This is a genomic window from Carboxydocella sp. ULO1, assembly GCF_002049255.1.
Classification (GTDB): Bacteria; Bacillota.
On the sequence record NZ_BDLQ01000015.1, the window covers coordinates 20,576 to 44,879 of the forward strand.

23 protein-coding genes are annotated in these 24,304 nt (G+C 47.5%); 1 reads left to right on the forward strand and 22 read right to left on the reverse strand.

Annotated elements, in window-relative coordinates:
• Positions 1–5 precede the first annotated feature (5 nt).
• The 16 genes from proC to ULO1_RS03640 all read right to left on the reverse strand — a co-directional run bounded on the left by proC (position 6) and on the right by ULO1_RS03640 (position 13,542).
• Positions 6–827 carry a pyrroline-5-carboxylate reductase gene (gene proC / locus ULO1_RS03565; protein ID WP_078664632.1) on the reverse strand — a complete coding sequence of 274 codons (822 nt, stop codon included), beginning with the start codon at positions 825–827 and terminating at the stop codon, positions 6–8.
• A 1-nt stretch (position 828) separates the two neighbouring features.
• A complete protein-coding gene (locus ULO1_RS03570) occupies positions 829–1,269 on the reverse strand; it encodes a cell division protein SepF (RefSeq protein ID WP_078664631.1) in 441 nt (146 codons plus the stop codon).
• A 6-nt stretch (positions 1,270–1,275) separates the two neighbouring features.
• The gene (locus ULO1_RS03575; RefSeq protein ID WP_079933000.1) at positions 1,276–1,953 is read right to left on the reverse strand and encodes a YggS family pyridoxal phosphate-dependent enzyme; all 678 of its coding nucleotides are present in this window, start codon (positions 1,951–1,953) and stop codon (positions 1,276–1,278) included.
• A gap of 5 nt (positions 1,954–1,958) precedes the next feature.
• Positions 1,959–2,918, reverse strand: a complete 960-nt coding sequence (locus tag ULO1_RS03580) for an HlyD family efflux transporter periplasmic adaptor subunit (protein ID WP_143311943.1) — start codon at positions 2,916–2,918, stop codon at positions 1,959–1,961.
• A 65-nt stretch (positions 2,919–2,983) separates the two neighbouring features.
• Positions 2,984–4,414: a two-component system histidine kinase PnpS gene (gene pnpS / locus ULO1_RS03585; RefSeq protein ID WP_079906518.1), complete on the reverse strand. Its 1,431-nt coding sequence runs from the start codon at positions 4,412–4,414 to the stop codon at positions 2,984–2,986.
• Positions 4,411–5,124, reverse strand: coding sequence for a response regulator (locus tag ULO1_RS03590; RefSeq protein WP_079933002.1), 714 nt, complete (start codon positions 5,122–5,124; stop codon positions 4,411–4,413). The genes pnpS and ULO1_RS03590 overlap by 4 nt, the downstream gene beginning before the upstream one ends.
• Positions 5,125–5,140: 16 nt before the next feature.
• Complete coding sequence (gene pgeF, locus ULO1_RS03595) at positions 5,141–5,944, reverse strand: peptidoglycan editing factor PgeF (RefSeq protein ID WP_159446823.1); 804 nt, start codon at positions 5,942–5,944, stop codon at positions 5,141–5,143.
• 44 nt (positions 5,945–5,988) lie between these two features.
• A complete protein-coding gene (locus ULO1_RS03600; protein ID WP_143325401.1) occupies positions 5,989–6,246 on the reverse strand; it encodes a YlmC/YmxH family sporulation protein in 258 nt (85 codons plus the stop codon).
• 52 nt (positions 6,247–6,298) lie between these two features.
• A complete protein-coding gene (gene ftsW / locus ULO1_RS03605; protein ID WP_078664624.1) occupies positions 6,299–7,459 on the reverse strand; it encodes a putative lipid II flippase FtsW in 1,161 nt (386 codons plus the stop codon).
• A 107-nt stretch (positions 7,460–7,566) separates the two neighbouring features.
• Entirely contained in the window at positions 7,567–8,346 is a 780-nt protein-coding gene (gene sigG, locus ULO1_RS03610) for an RNA polymerase sporulation sigma factor SigG (RefSeq protein ID WP_078664623.1), read from the reverse strand.
• A gap of 215 nt (positions 8,347–8,561) precedes the next feature.
• Positions 8,562–9,176, reverse strand: a complete 615-nt coding sequence (locus ULO1_RS03615; RefSeq protein ID WP_079933005.1) for a SurA N-terminal domain-containing protein — start codon at positions 9,174–9,176, stop codon at positions 8,562–8,564.
• A gap of 223 nt (positions 9,177–9,399) precedes the next feature.
• Positions 9,400–9,567, reverse strand: a complete 168-nt coding sequence (locus ULO1_RS03620) for a 3-keto-5-aminohexanoate cleavage protein (protein WP_079906520.1) — start codon at positions 9,565–9,567, stop codon at positions 9,400–9,402.
• Between the two features lie 33 nt (positions 9,568–9,600).
• Positions 9,601–10,761, reverse strand: coding sequence for an MFS transporter (locus tag ULO1_RS03625; RefSeq protein WP_079906521.1), 1,161 nt, complete (start codon positions 10,759–10,761; stop codon positions 9,601–9,603).
• A 92-nt stretch (positions 10,762–10,853) separates the two neighbouring features.
• Positions 10,854–11,108, reverse strand: coding sequence for a sulfurtransferase-like selenium metabolism protein YedF (gene yedF / locus ULO1_RS03630; protein ID WP_079933006.1), 255 nt, complete (start codon positions 11,106–11,108; stop codon positions 10,854–10,856).
• A 14-nt stretch (positions 11,109–11,122) separates the two neighbouring features.
• Entirely contained in the window at positions 11,123–12,352 is a 1,230-nt protein-coding gene (gene yedE, locus ULO1_RS03635) for a selenium metabolism membrane protein YedE/FdhT (RefSeq protein ID WP_079933007.1), read from the reverse strand.
• Between the two features lie 110 nt (positions 12,353–12,462).
• Complete coding sequence (locus ULO1_RS03640) at positions 12,463–13,542, reverse strand: YeiH family protein (protein ID WP_079933008.1); 1,080 nt, start codon at positions 13,540–13,542, stop codon at positions 12,463–12,465.
• 123 nt (positions 13,543–13,665) lie between these two features.
• On the opposite strand from ULO1_RS03640, the gene ULO1_RS03645 reads away from it, so the two are divergent.
• Complete coding sequence (locus tag ULO1_RS03645; RefSeq protein WP_078664618.1) at positions 13,666–14,550, forward strand: LysR family transcriptional regulator; 885 nt, start codon at positions 13,666–13,668, stop codon at positions 14,548–14,550.
• Positions 14,551–14,585: 35 nt separating this feature from the next.
• On the opposite strand, the gene ULO1_RS03650 is transcribed toward ULO1_RS03645, so the two are convergent.
• The 6 genes from ULO1_RS03650 to ULO1_RS03680 all read right to left on the reverse strand — a co-directional run bounded on the left by ULO1_RS03650 (position 14,586) and on the right by ULO1_RS03680 (position 24,158).
• Positions 14,586–17,696: a molybdopterin-dependent oxidoreductase gene (locus tag ULO1_RS03650; RefSeq protein ID WP_079933009.1), complete on the reverse strand. Its 3,111-nt coding sequence runs from the start codon at positions 17,694–17,696 to the stop codon at positions 14,586–14,588.
• Positions 17,671–18,939, reverse strand: a complete 1,269-nt coding sequence (gene nrfD, locus ULO1_RS03655; RefSeq protein WP_079933010.1) for an NrfD/PsrC family molybdoenzyme membrane anchor subunit — start codon at positions 18,937–18,939, stop codon at positions 17,671–17,673. Before nrfD ends, ULO1_RS03650 begins: the two co-directional genes overlap by 26 nt.
• 31 nt (positions 18,940–18,970) lie before the next feature.
• Entirely contained in the window at positions 18,971–19,612 is a 642-nt protein-coding gene (locus ULO1_RS03660; RefSeq protein ID WP_078664615.1) for a 4Fe-4S dicluster domain-containing protein, read from the reverse strand.
• Positions 19,613–19,853: 241 nt separating this feature from the next.
• Positions 19,854–20,861 (reverse strand): 4Fe-4S binding protein, encoded by a 1,008-nt coding sequence (locus tag ULO1_RS03670; protein ID WP_079906525.1) that lies wholly within the window; start codon positions 20,859–20,861, stop codon positions 19,854–19,856.
• 164 nt (positions 20,862–21,025) lie between these two features.
• Positions 21,026–22,354, reverse strand: coding sequence for a sigma-54 dependent transcriptional regulator (locus ULO1_RS03675; protein ID WP_079933013.1), 1,329 nt, complete (start codon positions 22,352–22,354; stop codon positions 21,026–21,028).
• On the reverse strand, positions 22,338–24,158 hold the full coding sequence (locus ULO1_RS03680; RefSeq protein WP_079933012.1) for a sensor histidine kinase: 1,821 nt from the start codon (positions 24,156–24,158) through the stop codon (positions 22,338–22,340). Before ULO1_RS03680 ends, ULO1_RS03675 begins: the two co-directional genes overlap by 17 nt.
• Between the last annotated feature and the right edge of the window lie 146 nt (positions 24,159–24,304).

A 24,304-nucleotide genomic window follows, 5' to 3' on the forward strand; every position in this document is an offset into this window, starting at 1 on the left:
CCTCCCTATTTTTGCCCGGCACTCATTTCCTGGGCCCGCCTGGTGGCCGCCATCACGGCATTCATCAAGGTTACCCTTAAGCCCCCTTCTTCCAGGGCGTAAATACCGGCGGTGGTGGTGCCCCCGGGAGTAGTAACCATGTCCTTCAGGCGACCGGGATGCTCTCCTGTTTCCAGCACCATTTTGGCCGCCCCCAGCATGGTCTGGGCCGCCAGGGTCATGGCGATATCCCGCTGGATGCCCACCCGCACCCCGGCATCGGCCAGAGCCTCCAGCATAATGTAGACATAAGCGGGCCCGGAACCGGATAAACCGGTAACGGCATCCATCAGATTTTCCTTGACGGTAACAGCTGTGCCAACAGCACCAAAAATAGCGGCTGCCATAGTTTCATGGGCTGTAGTAGCATATTTGCCCAGACACATAGCCGTAGCTCCGGCCCCTACCAGACAGGGAGTGTTGGGCATGGCCCTGATTACCGGCACGCCGGGCAGAAAAGTTTCAATCAGAGTAGTGGTAATTCCAGCAGCAATAGAGATTATCAGTTTATCTCCATTGACCCTTTCCCGAATCTCCTCCAGCACTTCTTCCATGGCCTGCGGTTTTACCGCCAGCACCAGGATATCGGCGGCAGCAGCGGCTTCGCCATTATCAGCACAGGCATGGATGCCCATTTTTTCCTGCCAGGCCAGCAGTCGCTCCCGGTGGATGTCGGCGGCATAGATCTGATCAGGGGTAACCAGTCCGGCTTTCAGCAAACCATTGATCAAGGCCGAACCCATGGCCCCGGCACCAATAAAACCGATACGCTTATCCGTTAAAGCCATCTTACTTCACCCAGGTAAAAATGCCTCGATCCCGCTGTTCATCCCGGCTGTCCAGCATGGAGGAAATGTCCACTCCATTGGGAACGAAAAGATAAATACCGGTGCCAACCTTTTGCAGACTGCCACCCAGAGCATAAACTGTGCCGGAAACAAAATCTACAATGCGCTGGGCCACACTGGGATCGGTTTTTTCCAGGTTTACCACTACACTGCGACGGTTTTTCAGATTATCGGCAATGGACTGGACTTCATCAAAGGCGCGCGGTTCAATTACTACCACTTTCATGCCTTTTTGCTGCGGCAGGGCTACCACAGGCGCCTTTTTGCCACGACGAAACTGCTCTTCCCGTTCTTCCATGAACTCATCCTGTTCTTCCAGCAGTTCTTCTTCCTCATCGGCCAGACCGATCATACCCATTACCTTATCCATAATTTTTGCCATTTTAGTTTACCTCCTTGCACCAAATATATCACTACCAATGCGTACCAGGGTAGCCCCTTCTTCAATGGCCACCTGATAATCATTGGACATACCCATGGATAAATGTTTTAGTCCCAGCTCCCGGGCCAATTCCCGCAACTGACGAAAATAAGGGCGGGCCTGTTCAGCGTCAGCCACAAAAGGCGCCATAGTCATCAGCCCTTCAATCTGTAAACCCGGCAGTTCCTGGACTTCCCGGTAAAAAACCGGGACATCGCCAGGAGCCAGGCCATGTTTGGTTTCTTCTCCCGATACATTCACCTGAATCAGGGCTTTTAGGATCAGCCCCCGAGCACTAGCCCGCTTGCTGATCTCCCGGGCCAGTTCCCAGCGGTCCAGAGAGTGCAACAGATGAATGCGGTCGATAATATATTTTACTTTATTGGTTTGGAGCGTGCCAATCAAATGCCAGCGCAGTCCAGGAGGCAATTCCGGCTGCTTGGCCAGCAGTTCCTGTACCCGGTTTTCCCCCAGGTCAGTCACCCCGGCAGCCAGAGCTGCCTGAATCCCCTCGGGTGGCACAGTCTTGGACACCGCCACCAGGGTGATCTCCTCCGGCCGCCGGCCAGCCCGCAAGGCTGCTGTCCTGATTTCCTCCCTGACTCTGGCCAGATTCACTGCAATCTCAGCCCAGCTATCAGCCATACTTCTCACCTCATCACCCTTTGCCCATCGGTGACCAGGGCCGGTGTGACCACCACCCGCGCACCTGGGCCCAGCAAGGGCGCTTTATTTTCCGGTGCTATTTCCTCCACAGCCGCCATTTCCCCTACCTGGCCGTTGACTTTCACCGGCCTGAAATAGGCGATTTCTTTGTAGACCACATACAGACCCTTTTTCCCCCCTGTCTCGGTCAGGGCAGAGGCAGGGACCAGATAGCCGCGGTAGGTCCTTTCCACCAGTTCCAGATTGTTCCGGCGCTCATGGGCCAGATCCCCCACATCATTGAGAGCGGTCAGGATTACCCAGGTCTCACCACCGCGTTGTTTCAGCTTTTTCACCAGCAGGCTGGTATCCTTACCTCTCAGTTTAAGCACTGTTTTTCCCGCCTGCCAGTGTACTGTTGAGTTGAGATGGAGCAAAAAAGCCGGGTTCTGCAGATTGTCGAGGAGCTTTACCCCCTGGACCGGGGGTTTTTCTTTGCCCAGTTCCTGTTGTAAAGCCTGCCAGAGCTGGTCCGGTTCAACGGTATCGATCAGCTCAGGCAGGAGAACGCTTTCCAGCCCATCCACATGATAGCAAACCTGGCCGGGCTCAGGAGCAACTACCCGTTCGTCCCAGCGACCAGCAGCACCATCCAGTTGCCCCTGTTGCAAGCGAGCGATCACTTCTCCCCGGCGTACCCGCTGCCCCTCGGGAACCACTGGCTCCAGTTTAGCCCCGGCTGGAACGGGTAAAATCTTCTCCCGGCGGATGGTCCAGGCCTCAGCCTGTTCCACCTCTTCTAGTTTCCCCCATTGTACCGGCTGAATATCTATAACCCTGGCCACAATCCGGTTGGCCATAAAGCGAATTCCCCACCAGAGGACAGACGCCCCGATCAGCAGCAAGACAATACTGGCTAACACGAACAACCTGTACTCTTTCTTTCTCCGCTTTTGCTTGTTCATTCTTTCACCTCGTTCGTGTCTTAACTAAGTAATATTCTACAAAAACCAGCCACTTCCTGCTTGCTTCAGGAATAAACCGGGAGTGTAAAGGAAAAAACCGAGCCTTTGCCCAGTTCTGACTTGACTTCAATAGTCTGGCCATACCGTTCCAGAATGTGTTTGACAATGGACAGGCCCAGGCCTGTCCCGCCCAGATCCCGGGAACGGGCCTTGTCCACCCGGTAAAAGCGCTCGAACAGCCGCGGTAAAGACTCAGGGGGAATGCCGATACCGGTATCGGCTACCTCCACCCGGATCTGATTGGCTTCCGCCCAGACTCTGACGGAAACAGATCCCGCCGGTGTATATTTAATGGCATTATCAATAAGGTTCAACAGCACCTGTTCCAGCAAATCCCCGGACATAGCCGCCGGCGGCAAAGGCTGCTGAATCTCCTGGAGCAAACCCAGACCCTTGTTTTCTGCCAGGGGTTGTAAAATTTCCACCACTTTCTGCACCTTTTCCGCCACATCCACCGGCTGGCGTACCACTTCCGCCCTCGGTGCCTCAATCCGGCTCAGGCTGAGCAAGTCATCGATCAGACGCTGTAGCCGTTCTGCTTCTGACTGGATGATGGTAAGGAAACGTTCTGTCAGCACCCGGTCTTCCATGGCCCCATCCAGCAAAGTCTCTACAAAACCTCGAATGGAGGTCAGTGGGGTGCGCAATTCGTGGGAAACATTGGCCACAAACTCGGTGCGCAATTGTTCCAGTTTGCGCAATTCGGTGATATCCTGCATCAGCACTACCGCCCCCTGGTGGTGGGCATCCTGGCCCAGGGGCGCAGCGGTAAGGCGCAGAAAGATTTCCTTCTCGCCAGCCAGGCGAATTTCGGATTTTTGCACCTCTTTCAGTCGAACGGTTTTGCGGATCAGCTCTTCCACTTCCGGATGGCGCACCAGGCTCAGCACCGTTCGGCCGGAGACATCCTTGGCCTCTACTCCGAACATCTTGCAGGCCGCCCGGTTGATCAGCATGATCCGCCCCAGGCGATCAACCGCGATCAGCCCTTCCGCCATGGAAGCCAGAATGGTTTGCAGGCGCTGTTTTTCCCATTCCGCCAGCTCGATCTGCTGCTGTAACCGTTCACTCATACGGTTAAAAGCCACCGCCAGATAGGCCAGTTCATCATCGCCCCGCACCGGCAAACGGTAATTTAAATCCCCTTTGGCCAGCGCCATTGCCCCTTCCGCCAGCTCCTGAACCGGCTTGGTAAAGCGCACGGCCAGCAGGTAACTGCCTCCAGCTGCCAGCACCAGGGTACCCAGCAGAGCTTCAAACAAAAGGCGACGCAGGTAGGTTACTTCTGCCTGCAAATCCGCTTTTTCCTGCCAGTGGGCCTGGCGGGCCAGCCGGGCCTCCCAGCGACTGACCAGCACCTGATCTACCAGAATAAAAGCACCGGTTAAGACTACCAGGGATAAAATAATAATCTTCCAGTGAAATTTTCTCTTCACTGCTCCAACTCCCTCATGCGGTAGCCAGCCCCACGTACTGTTTCCAGATAGCGGGGATTGGCCGGGTCAGCTTCTATTTTCATGCGCAAATGGCGGATATGCACATCCACAGTGCGAGTATCACCGGCATAGTCATAGCCCCAGATTTTCTCCAGCAGATAATCCCTGGAAAACACCCGGCCCGGATGGGTCATCAGGAGCTGTAACAGCTCACACTCCTTGGGGGTCAGGCTCTGCTTCCTGCCCCGTACTTCCACCTGGTATTTTTCGGGAAACAACATGATTTCCCCTTCCCCATAGCTGATCCCTTTTTCTCCCGTTTCCTTGCCTTCTTCGGCCGGACTTAGCCGCCGCAAGCGAGCCTTGATACGGGCCAGCAGTTCCCGGGGACTGAAGGGCTTGGTCATATAGTCATCAGCCCCCAGCTCCAAACCCAGCACTTTGTCGGTTTCTTCACCCCGGGCCGTCAGCATGATAATCGGTATATTGCGGGTAGCCGGGTCATCATGCAGATGGCGGCAAACTTCCAGGCCGTCAATTACCGGTAACATCAGGTCCAGAATCACCAGATCCGGTTTTTCATTACGGGCCAGTTTCAGGGCCTCCTGCCCATCTCTGGCCACCAGCACCTGGTAACCCCATTTTTCCAGATTGAACTGTACCAGCTCTACGATCAGCGGATCATCATCAACCAGCAAAATAGTCGCCATAATCTACCTCCCCATTTTATTTCAGCATTATCAAGGCTCCCATCCTGCCCGTTTTGCCCCCGGACTTGCGATGGGAGAAAAACAAATCCGAATGGCAGGCAGTACAATAGCGGCTCTGCCAGACATTTTCCGGCTTGATCCCGGCCTGCAGCAAAAGCTGGCGGTTGGTCTCTCCCAGATCCAGCTGCCAGTGGCCTTCCCGTCCCGGGGTAAGCCCTCCAACCCCCAGAGCCTCGATCTTGAGGGCCACCCGTTCATCCACTTCATAACAGCAGGGTCCGATATGAGGACCGATCGCAACCCAGATTTGCTCCGGAGCAAGTTCCAGTTGCTGACATAACTCCCGCACTACCAGGGGGCCAATCTGTTGCACCGTTCCCTGCCAGCCGGCATGGGCCATAGCGACTACTCCGCCTTCCGGAGCCAGAAAATACAAAGGCACACAATCAGCATAAAAAGTGATCAGGGGCAAGCCCCGTTCCGCTGTGGCCAGGGCATCCGCTGCCTGCAGACTTTCATCCCAGCTAAATGCCCCCTGGCCACGGCGGGCAGCTCCAGCCCAAACCAGATGGCAGCCGTGAACCTGCCGTACACTGACCAGGGCATCGGCTTCCAGTCCCAAACTCTGGGCAAAGCGTTTACGGTTGACAATCACCCGCCCGCTTTCATCTCCTACATGCAGCCCCAGATTCAAGGTATTGTACGGTGGCTTGCTTGTCCCCCCGATGCGCGTTGAAAAAGCCACCTGTGCCCACGGTTCCCAGTCCGGTAAGGCCAGATGGACAACTCCCCCTTTATCGCGTAACTGAAAAGGTTCCAAAGGCTGTCCCCTCCTCTCGTGCAAAAAACCGCCCTAAGGGCTGGTTATTGGTAATTATAGGCGATTTGCTCCAATTCTACCAGTATAACATCAATGCCGATCTTGTTGATATTTTCCCAGGGGATCACGATATCCTCCTGGCGCCCGAACATGCGAAACATGCGCCCACCTTCCGGGTTCAGTACCAGGGCCCGGATGGTGCCATTTTCCACATCAATATCGATATCCTTGATGGGGCCCAAACGCCGCCCGTCCACCACATTGATGACTTCCCGCAGCCGTAAGTCCGACACCTTGAGCACGGCTTTCACCTCCTGTCTACCTACATTATATGTAGACGAGGCTGAAAGTGTGTCAGCTTACCGCCAGTTCCTGTCCCTCATTTTCTTCTTCCACAGTATAGCGGGAGACATTGAGGATAATCCCGGCAGCAATCAGTTTAAACAATAGAGAAGACCCGCCATAGCTGATAAAGGGCAGGGTTACCCCTACTACCGGGAAAACATCCAGCACCATGGCCAGATTGACCAGAGCCTCTACCAGCAATACCGCCCCCATGCCCGTAACCAGCAAGCGGCCGAAGGTATCTGGAGCTTTCTTGCTGATTTCATAGACCCGGTAAAGGACAATGGCAAACAGAGTAAAGACGATTATACCCCCGATAAAGCCCATCTCCTCGGCCAGTACGGCGAAAATAAAGTCATTGTGCTGTTCGGGTAACCAGAGATACTTGGACTTGCCGTCCCCTAATCCCACGCCCAGCAGCCCACCGGAGCCGATGGCCAGCAAAGCCTGGGCCTGCTGAAAACCGTAACCAAGAGGATCCTGAAAGGGGTCGAGAAAAACAGTAAACCGTTTCAGCCGGTAGCCAACCGTGGTTACAGCCAGTACCGCTACCGGTACCAGCACTGCCGCCAGAGCTCCAATCCAGGCCCAGGGGATACCAGCAGCAAACAATACCACCGCTGCAATCAGACAAATAACCCCTGCGGAACCGGCATCTCCTTCCAGCCCCACCAGGACAAGTATAAGTACTACTTGTATAATTGCGGGCACATAGCTGATTTTGCGTTTTTTACCCCGTTTCACCAAACGTTCTTCCCGCTCAAAATAGGCAGCCAGCATAATTACCAGAGAGAGCTTGGCCATCTCCGATGGCTGGAGGGAAAAACCACCCGCTCCCAGCCAGGCCTTGTTACCATTGCGAGATTCTCCCGCAATCAGAACCAGCACCAGTAAAATGATGGTGGCAGAAAAAATGATTTTTTTCCAGCCGATCAACTTGCGATAATCCTGCCGCAGTATGGCAAACATTAAGACCAGTCCAATACCAGCCGCTACACTCTGGCGATAAAAAAAGGCCAGGGGATTGCCAAACTCGCCGGGATTCCCGTTTTTGGGCAACATCGCTTCAATGGAACTGGCACTGAAGACCATCAATAGACCGATAGTCAGCAGCACCAGGATAGCCCCAAGCAGCATCAAGTCCGCTCCATGTCGCTTCCTTTTACCCATAATAGTACGACCTCCGTTTCCCTAAAAGGTATTCAACACCGGCGGCCGTTTTTCCTGCTAAAAAAACCGCCTGTCCGGAACATCTCTGTTCCGCAGGCGGTTTGTGTTCAAGTTCCGACGTGTTTGCGCATATGGTTTAAGGCAGCTTTTTCCAGCCGGGAGACCTGGGCCTGGGAAATCCCGATTTCCTCTGCCACCTCCATCTGGGTTTTACCGTGAAAAAAGCGCAAGGTGAGAATCTGTTTTTCCCTTTCTCCCAGGCGGGCCAGGGCCTCTTTGACGGAGATGTTTTCCAGCCAGCCAACATCCTGGTTTTTCTCATCCTTAATCTGGTCCATGACGAAAATGGGATCTCCCCCATCATGGTAGATTGGTTCAAAGAGAGAGATGGGTTCCTGGATGGCATCCAGAGCAAATACCACTTCTTCCCGGGGTAATTTCAACTCCTCGGCGATTTCATTAACCGAGGGCTCCCGGTTCAGTTTGTTGACCAGGTTGTCCCGCACCTGCAGGGCCCGATAGGCGATATCCCGCAGGGAGCGGCTGACGCGAATGGGGTTGTTGTCCCGCAGGTAGCGGCGAATCTCCCCGATAATCATAGGGACGGCATAGGTGGAAAACTTCACATTCTGACTTAAGTCGAAGTTGTCGATGGCTTTCATCAAGCCAATACAGCCGACCTGGAAAAGGTCGTCCACATATTCGCCGCGGTTAACAAAACGCTGAATTACACTGAGGACCAGCCGCAAGTTGCCTTCAATCAGTTTTTCCCTGGCAGCCTGATCGCCTTGCTGCATGGCGGCAAACAGCTGCCGCATCTGTTCATTGGTCAGCACCGGCAGTTTGGCGGTATTGACACCGCAGATTTCCACCTTATTGATCAGCATTGGCTCCACCCCGTCCTTGTAGTTTCAGTTACATTATTGACGGAATGGAGCCTGCTTATACTGAATTTTGTTGGCCTGCTCAGGCTTCTTGAGTGATTTGGTCAAGTGGTGGCCCTCCATTAACTCTTAAAGTCGCAGTGTCTAAATTAGTTAGGGGGATAAAAAGCTTGCCAAATACACTCTGGCTTCATTCAATAACCATAAGTCCTTTATACTCATTTTATTTGGTCATCTAGTTTCTCTATCTTAGCTTTATTAACTATTTCATTTATTTTAGTTTTAACCATTTCATAAGCTTTTGGGGAATTTTTTTCATTCTCAGGTATTAATAATTCTTTTCTTAACTGTGCTTTAAATTTACCAATATATATACCTCTTTCATAAGCATTTATAACATCGGGATTAGACCAGTATTCTTCAACGGTAAGACCCTGGCCGGCCAAAAAGTCACGGAAATTTGCTTTTTCTTCGTCACTCACTTGTTCTGAAAGTCTTTTTTGCAATTGTATAAAATTATCAAGTTCTTCTTTTGTGACGGTAATACCACGCTTTTTTGCTTCTTCAAATAGTAGTTTTTGTTCGGCAATTGCTCTTATTACATTTTCAAAATTTGCAGGTTGTTTTTGTGTTTCCAAGAACAATTTTTTGCTCTCATATTCTTTTTCGGTTACAGGTATTCCATTAATTTTTACAACGATCTTTTCCGACTTAGATAAATTTTTTATTTTTTCGCCTAAAAGAAATTCATCAGATTTTGAATATGCTAAATTAATGGTAGCTAGAACAAAGATACATAGGAAACTATAAATAATGATAATCTTCTTATTCATCGCTCATTACCTCCTAAAAGGTCACATTTTGTGAGAAGTTTTTAATCCAAGAACTTGGTAAACATACTGGAGAATACCAAATAATATGGCCCTTTAATTGATTATAGTTGTAATTACTTAATGATTTTGTAATTGTAGTTATGCAAAGGTGGCTGGAGCAGCCCTTCCCGCAGCAAGCGCCGGGCCGTACCCAGCACCAGCATCAAAAATCTCCAGCTCGGGCTTAATGCCCTTTTCCTATCTTAGCAAACAGCTCCCGGCTCTGGCTGGGCCGTCCCTGTTCATCCTGGACATGCAAATGCACCATGGCAGCCCCAGCCTGTCGCACTCTGACGATATCAGCGATACTCTCCTCCACCGTCACCGGCAGATGGGGGTTTTGTTCCTCGATTCCCCCTGGACCAGGATTGGCTGGCGGGCTGTTCTACCGGTATTTAGTCGGTATTAATGGCAATTTCGCTTTTACCGTAAATACATACCAAGTTAAGGCAGATAAGAATGCGAGCAGAGCAGATAACTTAAACAATGTAAATAGCCCAAAAGCTGTGTAGATAATTCCCCCGCTATAACTGCCGGCAGCAGCACCTAATGACCAGGCAATCGCAGTAAAAATAGTTTGAGCTGAGGCTTTTACTTCTTGAGAGGTAGTTTCATTTAATAGTTGAATAGCAGATAAGTAGAAAAGCCCGAAACTGAGACCCTGGCTCAACTGTAGTAATAGTATCAGCCAGAGGTATGGAAAATAGGCATAGACAAACCAGCGCACTGCGTAGATGATACCGGCGATGGTGAGGATTTGATATAAATTTAAAGATTTGCGCAGGACATTAAACAAATAAAAGACAGGAATCTCGCTGCTGGCAGCCAAGGCCCAGGCTAATCCGACCATTGTTGTAGTAGCCCCAAGGCTGGAAAAATAGATACTGAAAAAGGTATTATAGGCACTAAAAGGCATTTGGATTATGAAAGCATAAACGACTAACAAGATAAAAAGTGGATTTTTTATAAGCTGATAAATTTCTGAAATGTTTTGTTTTATAGGCACAACTGGAGTTTTAGGTAAAGAAAAACTAAGAATCCAGACAATAAAAAAAAGAATACTGCTGAGAGGGAAAATAAACTTAATATTGGATTTAGTTAAAAATGCTGATGTAATCAGTACTATCACAGCAAAGCCCAGCGAACCCCATAAGCGATATTTCCCGAATTCCCGGGAACGTTGATTATCACTTAGCATTAGAGTATCAGTAAGTGGCATAGACGCTGTTTGTACCATTGTGTATAATAGCATTGTCAGCATCCACCAAATTTTATTGTTATATAAAGGGACTAATAAAATAAAAACACCTGAAGAAAACAATAATACTTGGATTATGAATTTAAGCCGCTGGGTTTTATCAGCAATGATTCCCCAAAATGGTTGCATAAATAAGCCAACAAAAGGCCCTAAAGCAGAAATTAGACCGATAAAATTTCCGTTGGCACCTGCTTCCTTAAAATATAAAGGTAAGTAGGGAATTTGCAGCGCAATAATCGCATAAAGCAAAAAGTAATATAATTTGTTAAGAGATGACTGGTACTGCATAGTAACCTCCGGTTGCTAGTATGTACTCAGGTTATTATAACAAGAATTTCGCGGGAAATAAATAAGGAAGGGATTACTCCCTTCCTTTCGATTTATTTTTTATCCGGCACCTTAAAGAAGAACCTGATAAGCGGCCCTTCTTTAATCGGCTCATGCATCATAATATATCCGTGTTTCACAGCCTCTTCCGGAACCGAACGGAAGGATTGAGGACAGTCGGCCAGCACTTCCAGGGTCTGCCCTGGCTGGAGCTTACTGAGGGTTTCCAGGCTGTAGATCAACGGATAAGGACAAGGTTCACCCCGTAAATCAAGTACAAAATCAACCTCTAAGGAACGATCTCCCACAGTCTTCTCCTCCCCTATTTGCTCTCTGCCACAGCTGTATTGATTTCAACTGGCAAATGAATTTCCGATTTATATTTGCGGCGCTTCTCCATCCAGGTAGCCCAAACGTAGATCAGCGCTAAGAAAAGATAGGTTGCGGCTAAAGCCCCTGCCGGACCGAGAATTTTCACCAGGTCCACCTTCGGATAGGGTGCTACCAGAGAGGTGAAAATACCTTTATCCCAGCCTATCGCCAGCAAAGTAGCACCGATGATGTTCCCTATACCTACTACCCAAAAATTTAATTGCCCCTCCATAGCCCGATACATCCAGCCGGTCTCACACCCGCCGGCAATGACAATGCCAAAGCCAAATAGCAGTCCACCGAGAACTGCCCCAGCTCCTGCCCACATCACCTTGGCCGGAGTTCCGTGAACAATAAAATAAATAGTACCCAAAGACTGGATAGCCATCCCTACAATAATCGCCCTGGTTATCGTCGTTCTTCCCACCAGCCACAAGTCACGAAAAGCAGAGGTGAAGCAGATTTGGCCCCGTTCGATCACAGCTCCAAAGGCCAGACCAAATAACCCTGCCAGGGCCAGCTTCCCGTTACCATTCTGCCAGGCCAGTACAGCCAAAACAATGGCCACTGCTGCTAACAAAAAACCCAATACCGGCTGATGACTGTTATATTTTTTTGCCATTTGTACTGTTCCACCTGGCAAAATCACCGGTTTACCCAAAAAGAAAGGCATCAAAGTTATTTTAAGACCAAGATAGGTACCGGCTATGGTCGCCAGAGTAAAGAGCCAGGTATGTAAAGAAAACTGCGGTATTCCCGTAAACATGGCTGCCAGATTGCAACCCATAGCTAATCTTGTGCCGAAGCCAGCAATTATACCGCCTAACAATCCCTGCACCAGCCGGCGTCTTTGCACCGGCACCCGTATCTTGAAATTACCTCCCAGGAGGGCAGCAATCAGGGCGCCGGCAAACATGCCGAAGACCACCCAGCCATCAACCCGGTCCCATGGCATTCCTTTGAGCTTAATAATTTTAAAATAACTCATTTCCCCGGTGTCATAACCGAATAACTGAAGCAGATGACCGCCCCAGCGGGTGAATTCCCCTGTTACCGCCCAAACTGTTTGCAGTGTACCAAAATAGAGCGCACTTAAGATACCCAGCACTCCAACTGCTGTCATTGGACTCCAGTGTTCCTGCACTGCCTTCCGGTAAACCCTGGACCAAAAAGTACCCATAATCCTCCCCCTTTCTCTCAATTTCGGTCTAATTGTAACATAACCATATTTTATCTGTCTAATAAATTATATTTATTATAAATGGGGATCGATAAGAAATTTTTATCACTTTAGTCTAATATAACTCCGATTACAGCAGCACTGAGGATGGAAATAAACACCGAAGAAACAGCACCTAAAATAACAGCACGGGTACCAATTTTAGCCATTGCTTTGAAGGAGAGATCGAGACCTAACCCCGCCATAGCTGCAGTCATAATCCAGTTATCAAAAGTTATAAGCCCGGCGACAACATTTTGTGGCAGTCCAGCGAATGAGTTAATCAGCACCATAACAAAAAAGAGGATAGCAAACCACGGGATAGTAATTTTGCTCTTCTGTGGAGGGATAACAGGATTTTTGTCCTCTTCTGTTACATTGTCGTTCCACGGGATAAAAGTCAGGATAAGGGTAAGTGGAATAATAAAGAGCACCCTGATCATTTTTACGGTAGAGGCCATGGCTTTGAATTGACCGCTGGCCACAACGCTTGCTGCCGCTACCTGTGCAACCTCATGTATCGAGCTTCCTGCCCACAATGCGTAAAACAGATCAGGTATGTTTAAAAGACCATGCAGGGCCGGATAAAGAAACATGAATATAGTGCCGAACAGTGTCACTGCACCAATAGCAAATGCAGTGTCTTCCTCCTCGGATTTAATTACGGCATCAACTGCTGCTACCGCCGCTGCGCCGCAGATAGATACACCGCTACCGAGCAACAGGGCACGCTTAAGCGGAACATCCATGATGCGGCCAAGCCATAAAGTGAAAAGGATAGCTGAAGTAGTAGCAATCAGGATAGATATAAGGGCGGAGGGGCCTACCTCTAAGACCTGTGATATACTGAGTCTAAAACCAAGAAAAATAATAGCAAGTCTTAAGATTTTTTTAGCACTGAAACTTATACCTTTTTGTGTGCTTGTTGGCAAAGAAATGACGTTCTTTATAGTCATACCTATAATTATTGCGATAATGAGCGAGCTTAATGGCAGGACCTCTGAAAAAAGCCTTGTCGACTGAAGCTTTATTGCTATGAAAGTAACTGCAGTTACAAGTAAAAAGCCTGGTAGATGTTCGGCAATCCAGACTGTTGCATCTTTGATTCGCTCATTAATCCCGGTCTTTACCTGATCTTTAGTATTTTCCATTTAATATCTCCTCCTATCCTTCAGTTTGTTTCCATAAGCTATTATACTCTTGACTTATATAAACGTAAAATATTAAAATAAAATGAAAAAGATATGTAAATACATATAGATTGAGGTGTGAACATGACTCTGCGACATTTACGAATATTCCTCGCAGTGTGCGAAACAGGCAGTATGACGGCCGCAGCAAAACAGCTACATATGACCCAACCACCAGTTAGCCAGGCCATAGTAGAACTGGAACGGTACTATGGTATAAAGCTTTTTGAACGGATTGGCCGTAAGATTTATCTTACGAAGGCTGGAGAGGAGCTCTACTCTTACGCCTCGCACATATTAAGCCTGTCAAATGAAGCTGAAAAACGGTTATCAGATCTGTCAAAAGGCGGCATTTTGCGCGTAGGTGCCAGCAAAACCATAGGCTCAGCAATCCTGCCCTTTCTCATCAGGGAATTTTCCGCTGCTCATCCAACTGTTCAGATAAATGCCGTAATTGATAATACGGCCACCATTATAAACATGCTGTATGTGGCCAAGCTTGACATCGGACTGGTAGAGGGCATAGGCAACTGGCCAGACATAGTTAAGGTACCAGTTTATGAAGATGAGCTTGTGCTTGTCTGCCCACCAATGCATGAATGGGCGAAAGCAGGGAGCATTGACACTGCACAGCTTGAAGATCAGAGCTTTATTGTACGAGAGGAGGGCAGCGGCACTCGTGAAGTATTCGAAGCCGCCATGAAATCCCACGGAATAAAATGGAAAGCAGTTGGAGTATTTAACAGTGTCGAAGCTATAATCAATGCTGTTCATTGTGGTTTTGGACTATCCTTCATGTCCCGGCTTGCGGTACAGAATGCGGTAGCAACCGGTAAAGTTTCAGTTGTAAAGGTTGTCGGATTAAATATTAAGCGTAAATTCAACCTTGTTTATCATAAAAACAAATTTTTTAACACAGCAATTAATGAGTTTAAAACTTACTGTTTCAGGTTTTGCAAACAGACATAAAAATTGAGCCCCTGAATGCTTCAGGGGCTAGACTTTTATAAGGCTTTGACTATTTCCACTCTAGTATCCAATTGACTGGCTCCGCCGCCTATAGGATCGGACAGACAAGCGTTTTTCAATGTGACATCCACCAGTTGAACTGCATTGGCAGCAAAACCAGTACCTCTTCCTAAGGCAAAACCGGTATCATTATCTCCTGCCACCCATTGGGTATGGCCATAGGGCTGCACAACTTTGGTCTTTTTACCGTCTATTTGTACCGAGGATGCGCCATAGGCGAAATGGCCGTAATTATAACTGCATCCTACAACGCCGGGTTTAATGCCATTAGTTACCAGCACCTTGCCTTTCGCTTCAAAATCTGGAGATTTAATTATAATGGAATCTCCGGTATTAAGCCCGCGTTTCCTGGCATCAACCGGATTCATCCATACATAATTTTCTGCCTCGATCTCCCGCAGCCAGGCATCGCTGATATTGCGATGAGTACCGATATGTCTTGCTTTCCAGTTAATGAAAATTAGGGGATAATCCTTAATATCTACCTTTTTGCAATTGTAGTAAGTGATTTCTTCAATTCTGGGCAAGCCGTCAAAGGGTTTACCGGTATATGGGTGTTTCCCTTTGGCTACTTTTTCGGAGTAAAAATTAACCTCAGAAGCTAATTTATACTTAAGGTACGGACCATCATATTCATTGCCCTGTTTTTCAAATCTTCCCCCTCTATTTAGAACATAGACAACCCTGCGCCACTCTTCCGGCTTAACCGCTCTTTTCCATGCCTGAAGATCGAAGAACTTTCCTAAAGCTTTTTGTCTTGACTTTTCAAAGATTAACAGTTCTTTGTCATCAGCTTCCGGTACAGGTTCTTTTCCATCATAAGCAATGTTGGCCACCAGTTTCAGATAAAAGTCCTCGGCCCGATCCAGTGAACTGCCATCCGGGAAAGCTCCGGGACCAACTCCCGGCAACTTCAGTTCCTTGGCCAGATCAATGAAGAAGTCTTCCATCTGCCGGGCTTCAGGATAAACCCGGGTTACCGGCTGCTGAATATGGGTTTCTTTCAACGGGAAATTGGGATAGATTGTTTCAAAACCCCAGCGTTCCAGGTAAGTTAAATCAGGTAAAATATAATCAGCATAAGTTCCTGTTTCACTGATGACCACATCGGATACCACCAGAAGGGGTATAGCTTTCTGATCTTTTAAAATCTCCTTGTGGGCCATGCCAACCGGTACTGATAACAAGGGGGAAATCCGGTGAATAAACAGGGCCTTGATGGGATAAGGATAACCTTCAGCAGCGCTGGGTAAAGCCTCTTGAATGTTATTGCCGGAATACTGGAACCAGGGACGTTTAGCCGGATAGCCATCCCGCTCAAAGAGAGTAGTCTTTTCATAGACAACCTTATTGCGTACCAGCGGAATACCCCAGGCTTTATTGGCTTTGGGCACTTTCATTAGATCATACCTGCCCTCTAAAGGCTTAAACTTGGCCCCGGTGCTCATGCTGCCCCCTTTCCAGTCATAATTGCCGATCAAGTGGTTAAGGCAGTTAATTGCCCGCAAATTATAGAAACCATTAACATGCATTGCCGGGCCCCGATAAGAGGTAATGGCAGCTTTTTTACCATGGGAAGTGAACTCCCGGGCCAGTTCGATAATCTGCTGCGGTTCGATTTCACAGATCCTGGCATATTCCTCAATGGTATGTTCCATAACCCGTTCCTTAAACAGGGTAAATACCGACTTGACCTGGATACCGTTAATAACCGTATCCACTTCTAATTGTCCTTCTGTAGCCTGATCATGGGGTACGGGTTTCCCATTCTGAATTACCACAAACTGTTCTTCCGTTCCGATCCCGAGGTCACTGGCCCGGAGTTTGGGCTTGCCTTTGGCGCTGAGATTGACCAAATAGGTTGCATCTGACCAGGTCGGTTCCCCGTCAGCATTTGCTGCTGCCTGGTTGGGATTGGTCAAATACCTGAGATCATAACGCCCGTTTTCAATAATCCAGCGGGCCATTCCCAGCGCTAAAGCCGCGTCGGTTCCTGGTTTTATGGGCACCCAGATATGTGCCTTCTCAGCAATCCGGCTCAATCTCGGGTCCACCACTGCCAGCTTCATCCCTCTTTTGAGAGCATTCATGAATTTGGGCGCCAGCCAGGTCGGTCCCTTGTTGGCTACCAGCGGGTCAGTTCCCCAGACAATGACAAACTCAGCATTGTCCACATCAGCATACATACGCTTTTTCGGTTTATCAGTATTAAAGGACTGTACATTCCCGATTACACCATTGACACCACAAATACCGCCATGGTCAAGGCTGTTAATGCTGCCAATAGTCTGGCTCCAGTATCTGTCCTTGAAGAACTCCCGCCGGTCCCCGAAAAAGCCTACAATCTGGTTAGCCCTGGGTCCCAAATCCGGATGTTTGGTATCGATCAGTACATCCTTGTATTTCGCATCAAATTCCTCCTGGGACAGCTCCCCTTTCTTCACCTTTTCCCAATCAGACATAACCTCTTCTTGGGGGACAAAGGCCCAGATGCTTTTCAACCCCGGAGTTCCCAAATCGGGGCTGCCATAAACAATTTCCTTCAGCGCCTGTTCCCAGCTAATACTCTGCCATTGCCCGCTTCCCCTGGGCCCAACCCTTTTCAGCGGCTTTTGCACTCTTAACGCATCATATGCAGTCTGGATACCAGCCTGGCCCTTGAGACAGGTCCGTCCACCCCGAAAGCCTCGTCCCTCCCTGGCCAAATCACCATTGCCTTTGGCCGCCTTATCCACTGGAGTCTTGTAAGGAATCTGACCAAAAGGTTGCATATTGAGTGGACTATATGGGTTGCCGGCTAACTTTCTGATGTAAGAAGTAGGACCGTTGCCTTGAGCAGGAGTTATCACAGCTTTCAGAGTACAATGGGTATTACACTGTTCACAGGTTGTATAGATGACATCCTCAGCGCCATAATTCAGGGTCTCTTTTCCCGTTCCATGGGGATCATCCAGGAACCAGTTTTCAACCATTGACTGCTCAGACCCCAGGGCAGCAGGAGCCACCATTCCTACTCCCGCCAGGACTGCACCAGTTTTAATAAAACTTCTTCTGCTAATTTTAATAGACTTCTTTAGTTGCGCCATATAGTTTTCCCTCCTTAATATCTTCGATGTCTTCTATTGCATCAATCGGTAAAGCCTTGATTGCTACCGAGTATAAAAAGAGACCGAAAGCTATAATTCCAATACTGCTGACCCATTCGATTAAAGTCGGATAGTAATAGCCCCAGGGCAATCCGTGTAAAACAGGTACAATTAAAGCAGGGACTACAATGTTAAACCGCACACCCAGAATACCTATCACTACCAGAACAGCTCCCACGGTAATGGCCTTAACTGATTCTTTTAGCTTGCTGTTAAAGAAAATGAATAACGGAACAACTACTCCCAAAAACATTTGTATCCACCAGAATGACCAGGAAAAAGGACTCTCGAAGATAGTTTCAATAGTAGCCAGTTCCGCATGTTCCAGCCCATAGGCGCCAACAAAGAATTCATAGAATTCCAGACCTACATCCACAAGCAGGAACAGGCTTAAAAGTCCGGCCAGAGATTTGACCATATCCTTATCGACTTCACGACCCATTACCTTGGTCCGGATTACATAAAAGGCCAGCAACAGAGCGGTACCGGAAACCAGAGCAGAGACAACAAAGATTACCGGGAAAAGGCCGCTATTCCAGAAAGCCCGGGCTTTGGCCACTGCAAACAGCGTTCCTGTACCACCGTGAACTCCGAATATAGCGATGGGAATCCCGATTGAGCCTAAAATTTTCAACCATCTATGACCCCGTTGTTTCGATTCTTCGCTCAGGTCAGTACTGCCAAAGGTAAGGAAGCGAGCCAGAGACGCTTGCCACCCTGTGCCTTGAGCAACCCGAATCAGATCCTGGCGCATGGAGAAGTAAAGTTCAGCAGTTAATAAGCCAACATAGATTACATAAAAACGAACTTCCCAGGCCAGCACACTGGTAAAATTCCAGTAACGGAGGGTATGCCAGAACCGTTCCATCCTCCCCAAATCCAGTAAGATAAAGCACATGGCCAAAACCATACTGAGAATGGCCACCAGCAAGGCATCACGACCAATTTTTTCATACTGTTCCATCTTGAAAACGAAGATCATGGTAGACAGGAGAAAAGAACCGGCACTTAAACCCACAAAAAAGATATAGAAAGCTACCCAGGCTCCCCAGGGTGTAGCACTGGTCAAATTGGTAACGGCCAATCCGGCGTTAATTCTTTCGATAATCGCCCAGCCGCCGAGCGCCATTAATAAAATGAGTACCCCATACCAGGCTTTAGTCAACTGTTCGCTGCTTTTCACCGTACTCACATCCTCCTCTTATTATTGAACATTATTTCAAGTAGATGACCCTGGGCTTAGTTCCCATTTCTTCCTGCAGAACAAAAGCCCTTGGACTTGCTGCCAATTTTGAGACCACACTTTCCGGATCATTGAGATCGCCAAAATAACGGGCATCTCCCAGGCAAACCTCAACACAGGCCGGTTCTTCTCCGCGCTGTAAACGGTGATAACAGAACATGCATTTACGAACATTCCCTATCGGAGACTTGCCTTTTTCCCGCTTACCTCTGTCAATACCGTATTCGGGGGCCTGTACCTCGTTACATCCAACCATCTCCTGGCTATAATCCAGCCCGAAGTCAAAATACCTGGCTCCATAAGGACAGTTTATAATACAGTAGCGGCAGCCGATACAGCGATCATAGTCAATGGCGGTGATCCCGTTTTCCAGTTTATAGGTTGCTTTGACCGGGCAAACCTGGACACAGGCGGGCCGGTCACACTGCATACAGGGCCTGGGCACATGAACCTTGCTGACATTGGGATAAGTTCCCCGTTCCTCCTCAATAACCACATTGTAGGTTACTCCAGGCGGAGTGCGGTTTTCTGCTTTACAGGCCACTGTGCAAGTATCACAACCAATACATTTCTGCAAATCGATTACCATCGCCCATTTTTTTTCAGTGCTCACTGCTTATTCTCCTTTCTATTCACTAAGTAAAATGTTGCCATTATAACCCCTGGTCCCTGTCTTGCTGATGAGCTCTCTGAAAACCCTGGGCGTAACAGTAGGAACGTGGATCATTTTACCGCAATGCTTGCATATAAAACTGATTCTCCCTGTAATACTGTTACGCCTTTTGTTCAGAGTCTTTGTCGTAATGTGGGTGTAACCGCATTTGCAAACTAGATTCATTCTACTCCTCCCCTTTTTAGAATTTAAGTAAAAGCTTTTTAGCTTTTGACCGGTGTAAAAATTCAGGTTCACATTCCTGCCAAAACCTTTTTTGATGTATTTTCCTGAGCGGAAAACTGGTTGCAGCAACCACCTTGCCCAGGTCCACCTTATCCCCCTGGCTTACCGCCTGCTGCGGGCAATAGTCTGCACAAGCCCCGCAATTTAGACATAAGGCTGGAGTATGCCGCAACTCCTTTTCTTCATCATCATCATTTATCTGCAAGGCACCAGTAGGACAAATTTGTGTACAAACCTGACAGCCTGTACAGCGCTCATCCACTTCTATCTGGGCAAAAGGCCAATTACCGCCTGATAGCATAAGCTGTGATCCAGGCTTTAAACTTTGACCTGTGCTGTTCAGGAGAAACTCCCTGGCAGCAGGCAGCAACTTTTTGCCTTTGCGGGCTCTTTTATCTTCCCAGCCAGAATAGGTTAAAGTTACTATCCGGTCTTTGAGAAAAGAGAAGAATTCCCGTTTCGTCAAAACTTCTTCTTCCTCTCCATTATCAACAAGCAAGACTCCCTCTTTTCCCAGCCTGGAAGCCATCGCTTGCACCCGAATCAGTCTCTCTTCAATCAATGCCCCTGCTTGCCTGTTACAAGAAGCACATTTTTCGGCAGCAAAAACCAATCGGATCCGGTTACAGTTTAAAACCAGGCCTATCAGTAAAGTTTCAGACAAATAACCTAAACAGGGAAGATTAATAACCCCTAGCAATGGATTCTGTTCACAGGTAAAGGCAATCTTCCGCTTTTCCCTGGCCCGACCAATCAATTGATGATAAGAATGCTGGTCCAGCGTAAGGGCTTCTGTCGGACAGGTTCCGGCACACAGGCCACAAGTATCACATTTTTCCTTATCAATTCTGAACCCATTACTAATCTCTATCGCCTGTGACGGACAGACTTTAACACAGTTATCACAAATATTAGCAGCAGTCCGTACCCTGAGGCATTTATCGGGTTCAAGCTGCAGCTCCATTTTTTTCACCTCCCCCGAGTGCTCCAGTTTTGTCTGCCTTCATTTACGCGCCGCTAATATAAGAGCAAAAACCATACCAGCCTAAAAAGGCCTGAAAATAGGCCTTTCATAAAAAAATCCATGACATTTTGTCATTCCGGTGTGACAAAATGTCATGGATGAAATTATTTCTTTAATTGATATTCTTCAATTTTGCGATAAAGATTACGGACACTGATTCCCAGTAGTTCTGCCGCTTTGGTTTTATTCCATTGAACTGCCTCTAAAACCTGTTTAATATATCTCTTTTCCATTTCCTCAAGGGTACATAGCTTCGGTTCATCTTCCCTGGCAAAACAGCCAAAAAGGTCCTCCTTCTGAATTTTAGCACCGGTGCTGAGCAGTATGCCGCGTTCCAGAATATTAAACAGCTCCCGGACATTCCCCGGATAGTCATAACTCATGAGTGCCTCCAGGGCATCGGAAGCAAGTTGTTTAGGTGCTCCATTACCAGCTTTTTGCAAAAAATACTCTGCCAGCAAGGGAATATCTTCTTTTCGCTCCCGCAGAGGCGGAACCCGAATCTTAATGACATTCAGCCGGTAATATAAGTCTTCCCGGAAATTACCTTTAACCACTTCTTCTTCCAAATTCCGGTTGGTAGCCGCTATCACCCGTACATCCACTTTACGTAAACGCACATCACCAACTCTCCTGAACTCACCAGTTTCCAAAAACCGCAACAGTTTTACCTGTAATCCTAATTCCATTTCCCCAATTTCATCTAAAAAAAGGGTTCCGCGGTGAGCACTTTCAATTAAACCTTTTTTTGTAGTTAATGCTCCTGTAAAAGCCCCTTTTTCATGACCGAAGAGCTCGCTTTCCAACAGTTGGGCCGGCAGAGCTCCGGAATTGACAGCTACTAATGGTTGTTGGGCTCTGCTGCTCCAGTGGTGGATAGCATTGACAATCAGTTCCTTGCCGGTACCGCTTTCTCCCTCAATCAGTACCGGTGAATCGGAAGCAGCCACCTTTTTAGCCAGCTCCAGCACTCTGGTAATGGCCTGGCTTTTACCTACAATTACTCTGGAACTCCTGTCCCTCCGCAGGACTTCTTTCATCCCCAAATTTTCTTCCAGTAACTGTTTTTTCTCATAAGCTTTTTGGAGAGTGATTTCCAGTTCCGCCAGGTTGCAGGGCTTGGTTAAATAATCATAAGCACCCATCTTCATCGCCTCAATAGCAGACTCTATGGTCCCGTGCCCCGTAAGGATAATAACCTGGAGATTCTCTTCTATTTGTCTGGCCTGTTGCAGCAGTTCTATTCCATCCATCCCCGGCAGTTTGATATCAAAAATTGCTACCTGAAAGGTTTCCTCTTTTAAAAAATGCAGAGCCTTTTCGCCCGTCGCTGCCCCCTTGACCCAATAACCTTTTCTGCTCAAACGTTGAATCAACAAATCCCGGAAATTTTCTTCATCATCAACTATTAAAACTTTAATCTGTTCCCTCATGTTCATCACCTTCTTTCCCTCCAGTCATACTATCAATTGGTAATATCACAGTAACCGTTGTTCCTCTGCCCAATTCACTACTAATTTGAATGTCTCCCTTCATTTCTTTGACAATACCGTAACAAATGGACAGTCCCAGGCCAGTACCTTTACCCAGTGGTTTTGTTGTATAGAAAGGATCAAAAACTTTCTTCAGCTCCTCCCTGGCAATACCGGTTCCGGTGTCAATAATTTTAACTACTATGCTTTTTTGTCCTTTTTCCGTAATCAGTTTAAGCCGTCCGCCCGTTGTTTCCATAGCATCCAGAGCATTGCAGATAAGATTGAGTAAAACCTGTTGCAGCTGGGAAAGGTCCCCTTTAACTACAGGCAAATTTACAGCCAATTTTTTATCTATTTGGATACCAAGTTGCTTAATCCGGTGATTAACCAGGGCCAAAGTATCTTCCAGCAATTCGTTAAGATTTATATCCATCATATGACCGGCAGGTTGTCTGGCAAAATTCAATAAGCTTCCTGTAATTTTTTTGCCCCTTTCGGTCTGTTTACATATTACCTGTAAATATTTTGCCAATTCACCAGAACGGTAAAGTTCCTCAATATCTTCTTGATCGATCCGCTCTAACAGGTCCTCAGCATAAGCGGAAACCGTAGCTAAGGGATTATTGATTTCATGGGCTACCCCCGCAGCCAATAAACCCAAAGCCGCCATTTTTTCCGTCTGAATAAGTTCAGCAGATTTGCTCCTGATCTGTTGAGTCATAAAGTTAAAAGCATCTACCAGCTGACCGATTTCATCATCCGTAGTTTTGGGTAAGACCAGGTTCAATTCGCCTGCAGCCACCCGTTTAGCTCCTTGTTCCAGGGTCTCAATGGGTTTAGTAAAACGCAAAGCAAAAAGAATACTGATGATAACAACCAGCACTACCACCAGAATTGTCCCGATCAGAAACTTGACACTCAAAGCAGCAACAGGGCGATAAGCCTCACGGACCGGTATTTCCACCACTGCCGCCCAGCCTAACTGTTTAATGGGAGCATAAACCCCTAATACTTCCTCCCCGGTAAATGAGACATATCTTAACGGTATCCTGCCTGCATTCTCTTTCCCCTCCATAAACTGGCGAACAGCAAGGCTGGAGCTTACCGGAGTTTGTCTTAAAACTTGACTGAAATCTTCATGGGCAATCAATTTTCCTTCTCGGTCAACTACAAAAATAGCACCTTTCTGGTTACCATATCTGGTAATAATTCTGTTCATAATTGACCTTAAATTAACCTGAACATAAAAACCACCTTTAATTTCCCTGGTTAACCTATTTTTAATGGGGATAATCAAGCTTACCATAGTTCGCTGGTCAGCAGTAAGATAATGTTTAACCATGCCTTTTTGGGTCAACAGTTTCGGGTCCACTTGTGACAACTTTTGAGGAGTAATTACTTCCCGCTTGGAAACCCGCATGACCTCAATTCCCCGGGAATTCAACAGACTTAGATCCTCGACAGCCGGTATATCCCGTAAAAAAATATACAGGAATTTTTCCTGGCTTTCCCGGTCCTGTTGCAAAAGGGTTTCCCCGTAAATATTACCAGCTGTAGATATCTTATCTTCGATTCCAGTAATTAACTGACCTAGATCTGTGGATATTCCTTTTACGAGGTCAGTATTCCGTTGCTGGATGGACATCAACAAATCCTGTTCGGCAGTTCGAACATTGAGATAACCCAATGATGCCAGCGGTAGAATAGACATTGTAATGCCAAAGGCTAAAACCTTTACTTTTATGCGATTCCAGACTTTCATTCCTGATCGCCTCAGTTTCTTATTTTATAATTATTCTCAGTAGCGTTGCATAAAATTTTTTAGAATTTGTCAAGCTGGGAATTAATTCGATTTAACACAAAATAGGCAGAATTATGCGTTTTTTAGCTGAGAAATATAAAAATCTC

What these genes read in the sequence shown, in the direction of transcription:
- ULO1_RS03570 (WP_078664631.1), bottom strand. Translation starts at nt 1,269, where the DNA reads ATGGCAAAAATTATGGATAAGGTAATGGGTATGATCGGTCTGGCCGAT.
- sigG (WP_078664623.1), bottom strand. Translation starts at nt 8,346, where the DNA reads ATGCTGATCAATAAGGTGGAAATCTGCGGTGTCAATACCGCCAAACTG.
- ftsW (WP_078664624.1), bottom strand. Translation starts at nt 7,459, where the DNA reads ATGGGTAAAAGGAAGCGACATGGAGCGGACTTGATGCTGCTTGGGGCT.
- ULO1_RS03590 (WP_079933002.1), bottom strand. Translation starts at nt 5,124, where the DNA reads ATGGCGACTATTTTGCTGGTTGATGATGATCCGCTGATCGTAGAGCTG.
- ULO1_RS03675 (WP_079933013.1), bottom strand. Translation starts at nt 22,354, where the DNA reads ATGAGGGAACAGATTAAAGTTTTAATAGTTGATGATGAAGAAAATTTC.
- yedE (WP_079933007.1), bottom strand. Translation starts at nt 12,352, where the DNA reads ATGGGTACTTTTTGGTCCAGGGTTTACCGGAAGGCAGTGCAGGAACAC.
- ULO1_RS03615 (WP_079933005.1), bottom strand. Translation starts at nt 9,176, where the DNA reads ATGAATAAGAAGATTATCATTATTTATAGTTTCCTATGTATCTTTGTT.
- ULO1_RS03670 (WP_079906525.1), bottom strand. Translation starts at nt 20,861, where the DNA reads ATGGAGCTGCAGCTTGAACCCGATAAATGCCTCAGGGTACGGACTGCT.
- proC (WP_078664632.1), bottom strand. Translation starts at nt 827, where the DNA reads ATGGCTTTAACGGATAAGCGTATCGGTTTTATTGGTGCCGGGGCCATG.
- ULO1_RS03640 (WP_079933008.1), bottom strand. Translation starts at nt 13,542, where the DNA reads ATGGAAAATACTAAAGATCAGGTAAAGACCGGGATTAATGAGCGAATC.
- ULO1_RS03680 (WP_079933012.1), bottom strand. Translation starts at nt 24,158, where the DNA reads ATGAAAGTCTGGAATCGCATAAAAGTAAAGGTTTTAGCCTTTGGCATT.
- ULO1_RS03580 (WP_143311943.1), bottom strand. Translation starts at nt 2,918, where the DNA reads ATGAACAAGCAAAAGCGGAGAAAGAAAGAGTACAGGTTGTTCGTGTTA.
- ULO1_RS03625 (WP_079906521.1), bottom strand. Translation starts at nt 10,761, where the DNA reads ATGCAGTACCAGTCATCTCTTAACAAATTATATTACTTTTTGCTTTAT.
- ULO1_RS03650 (WP_079933009.1), bottom strand. Translation starts at nt 17,696, where the DNA reads ATGGCGCAACTAAAGAAGTCTATTAAAATTAGCAGAAGAAGTTTTATT.
- ULO1_RS03575 (WP_079933000.1), bottom strand. Translation starts at nt 1,953, where the DNA reads ATGGCTGATAGCTGGGCTGAGATTGCAGTGAATCTGGCCAGAGTCAGG.
- ULO1_RS03645 (WP_078664618.1), top strand. Translation starts at nt 13,666, where the DNA reads ATGACTCTGCGACATTTACGAATATTCCTCGCAGTGTGCGAAACAGGC.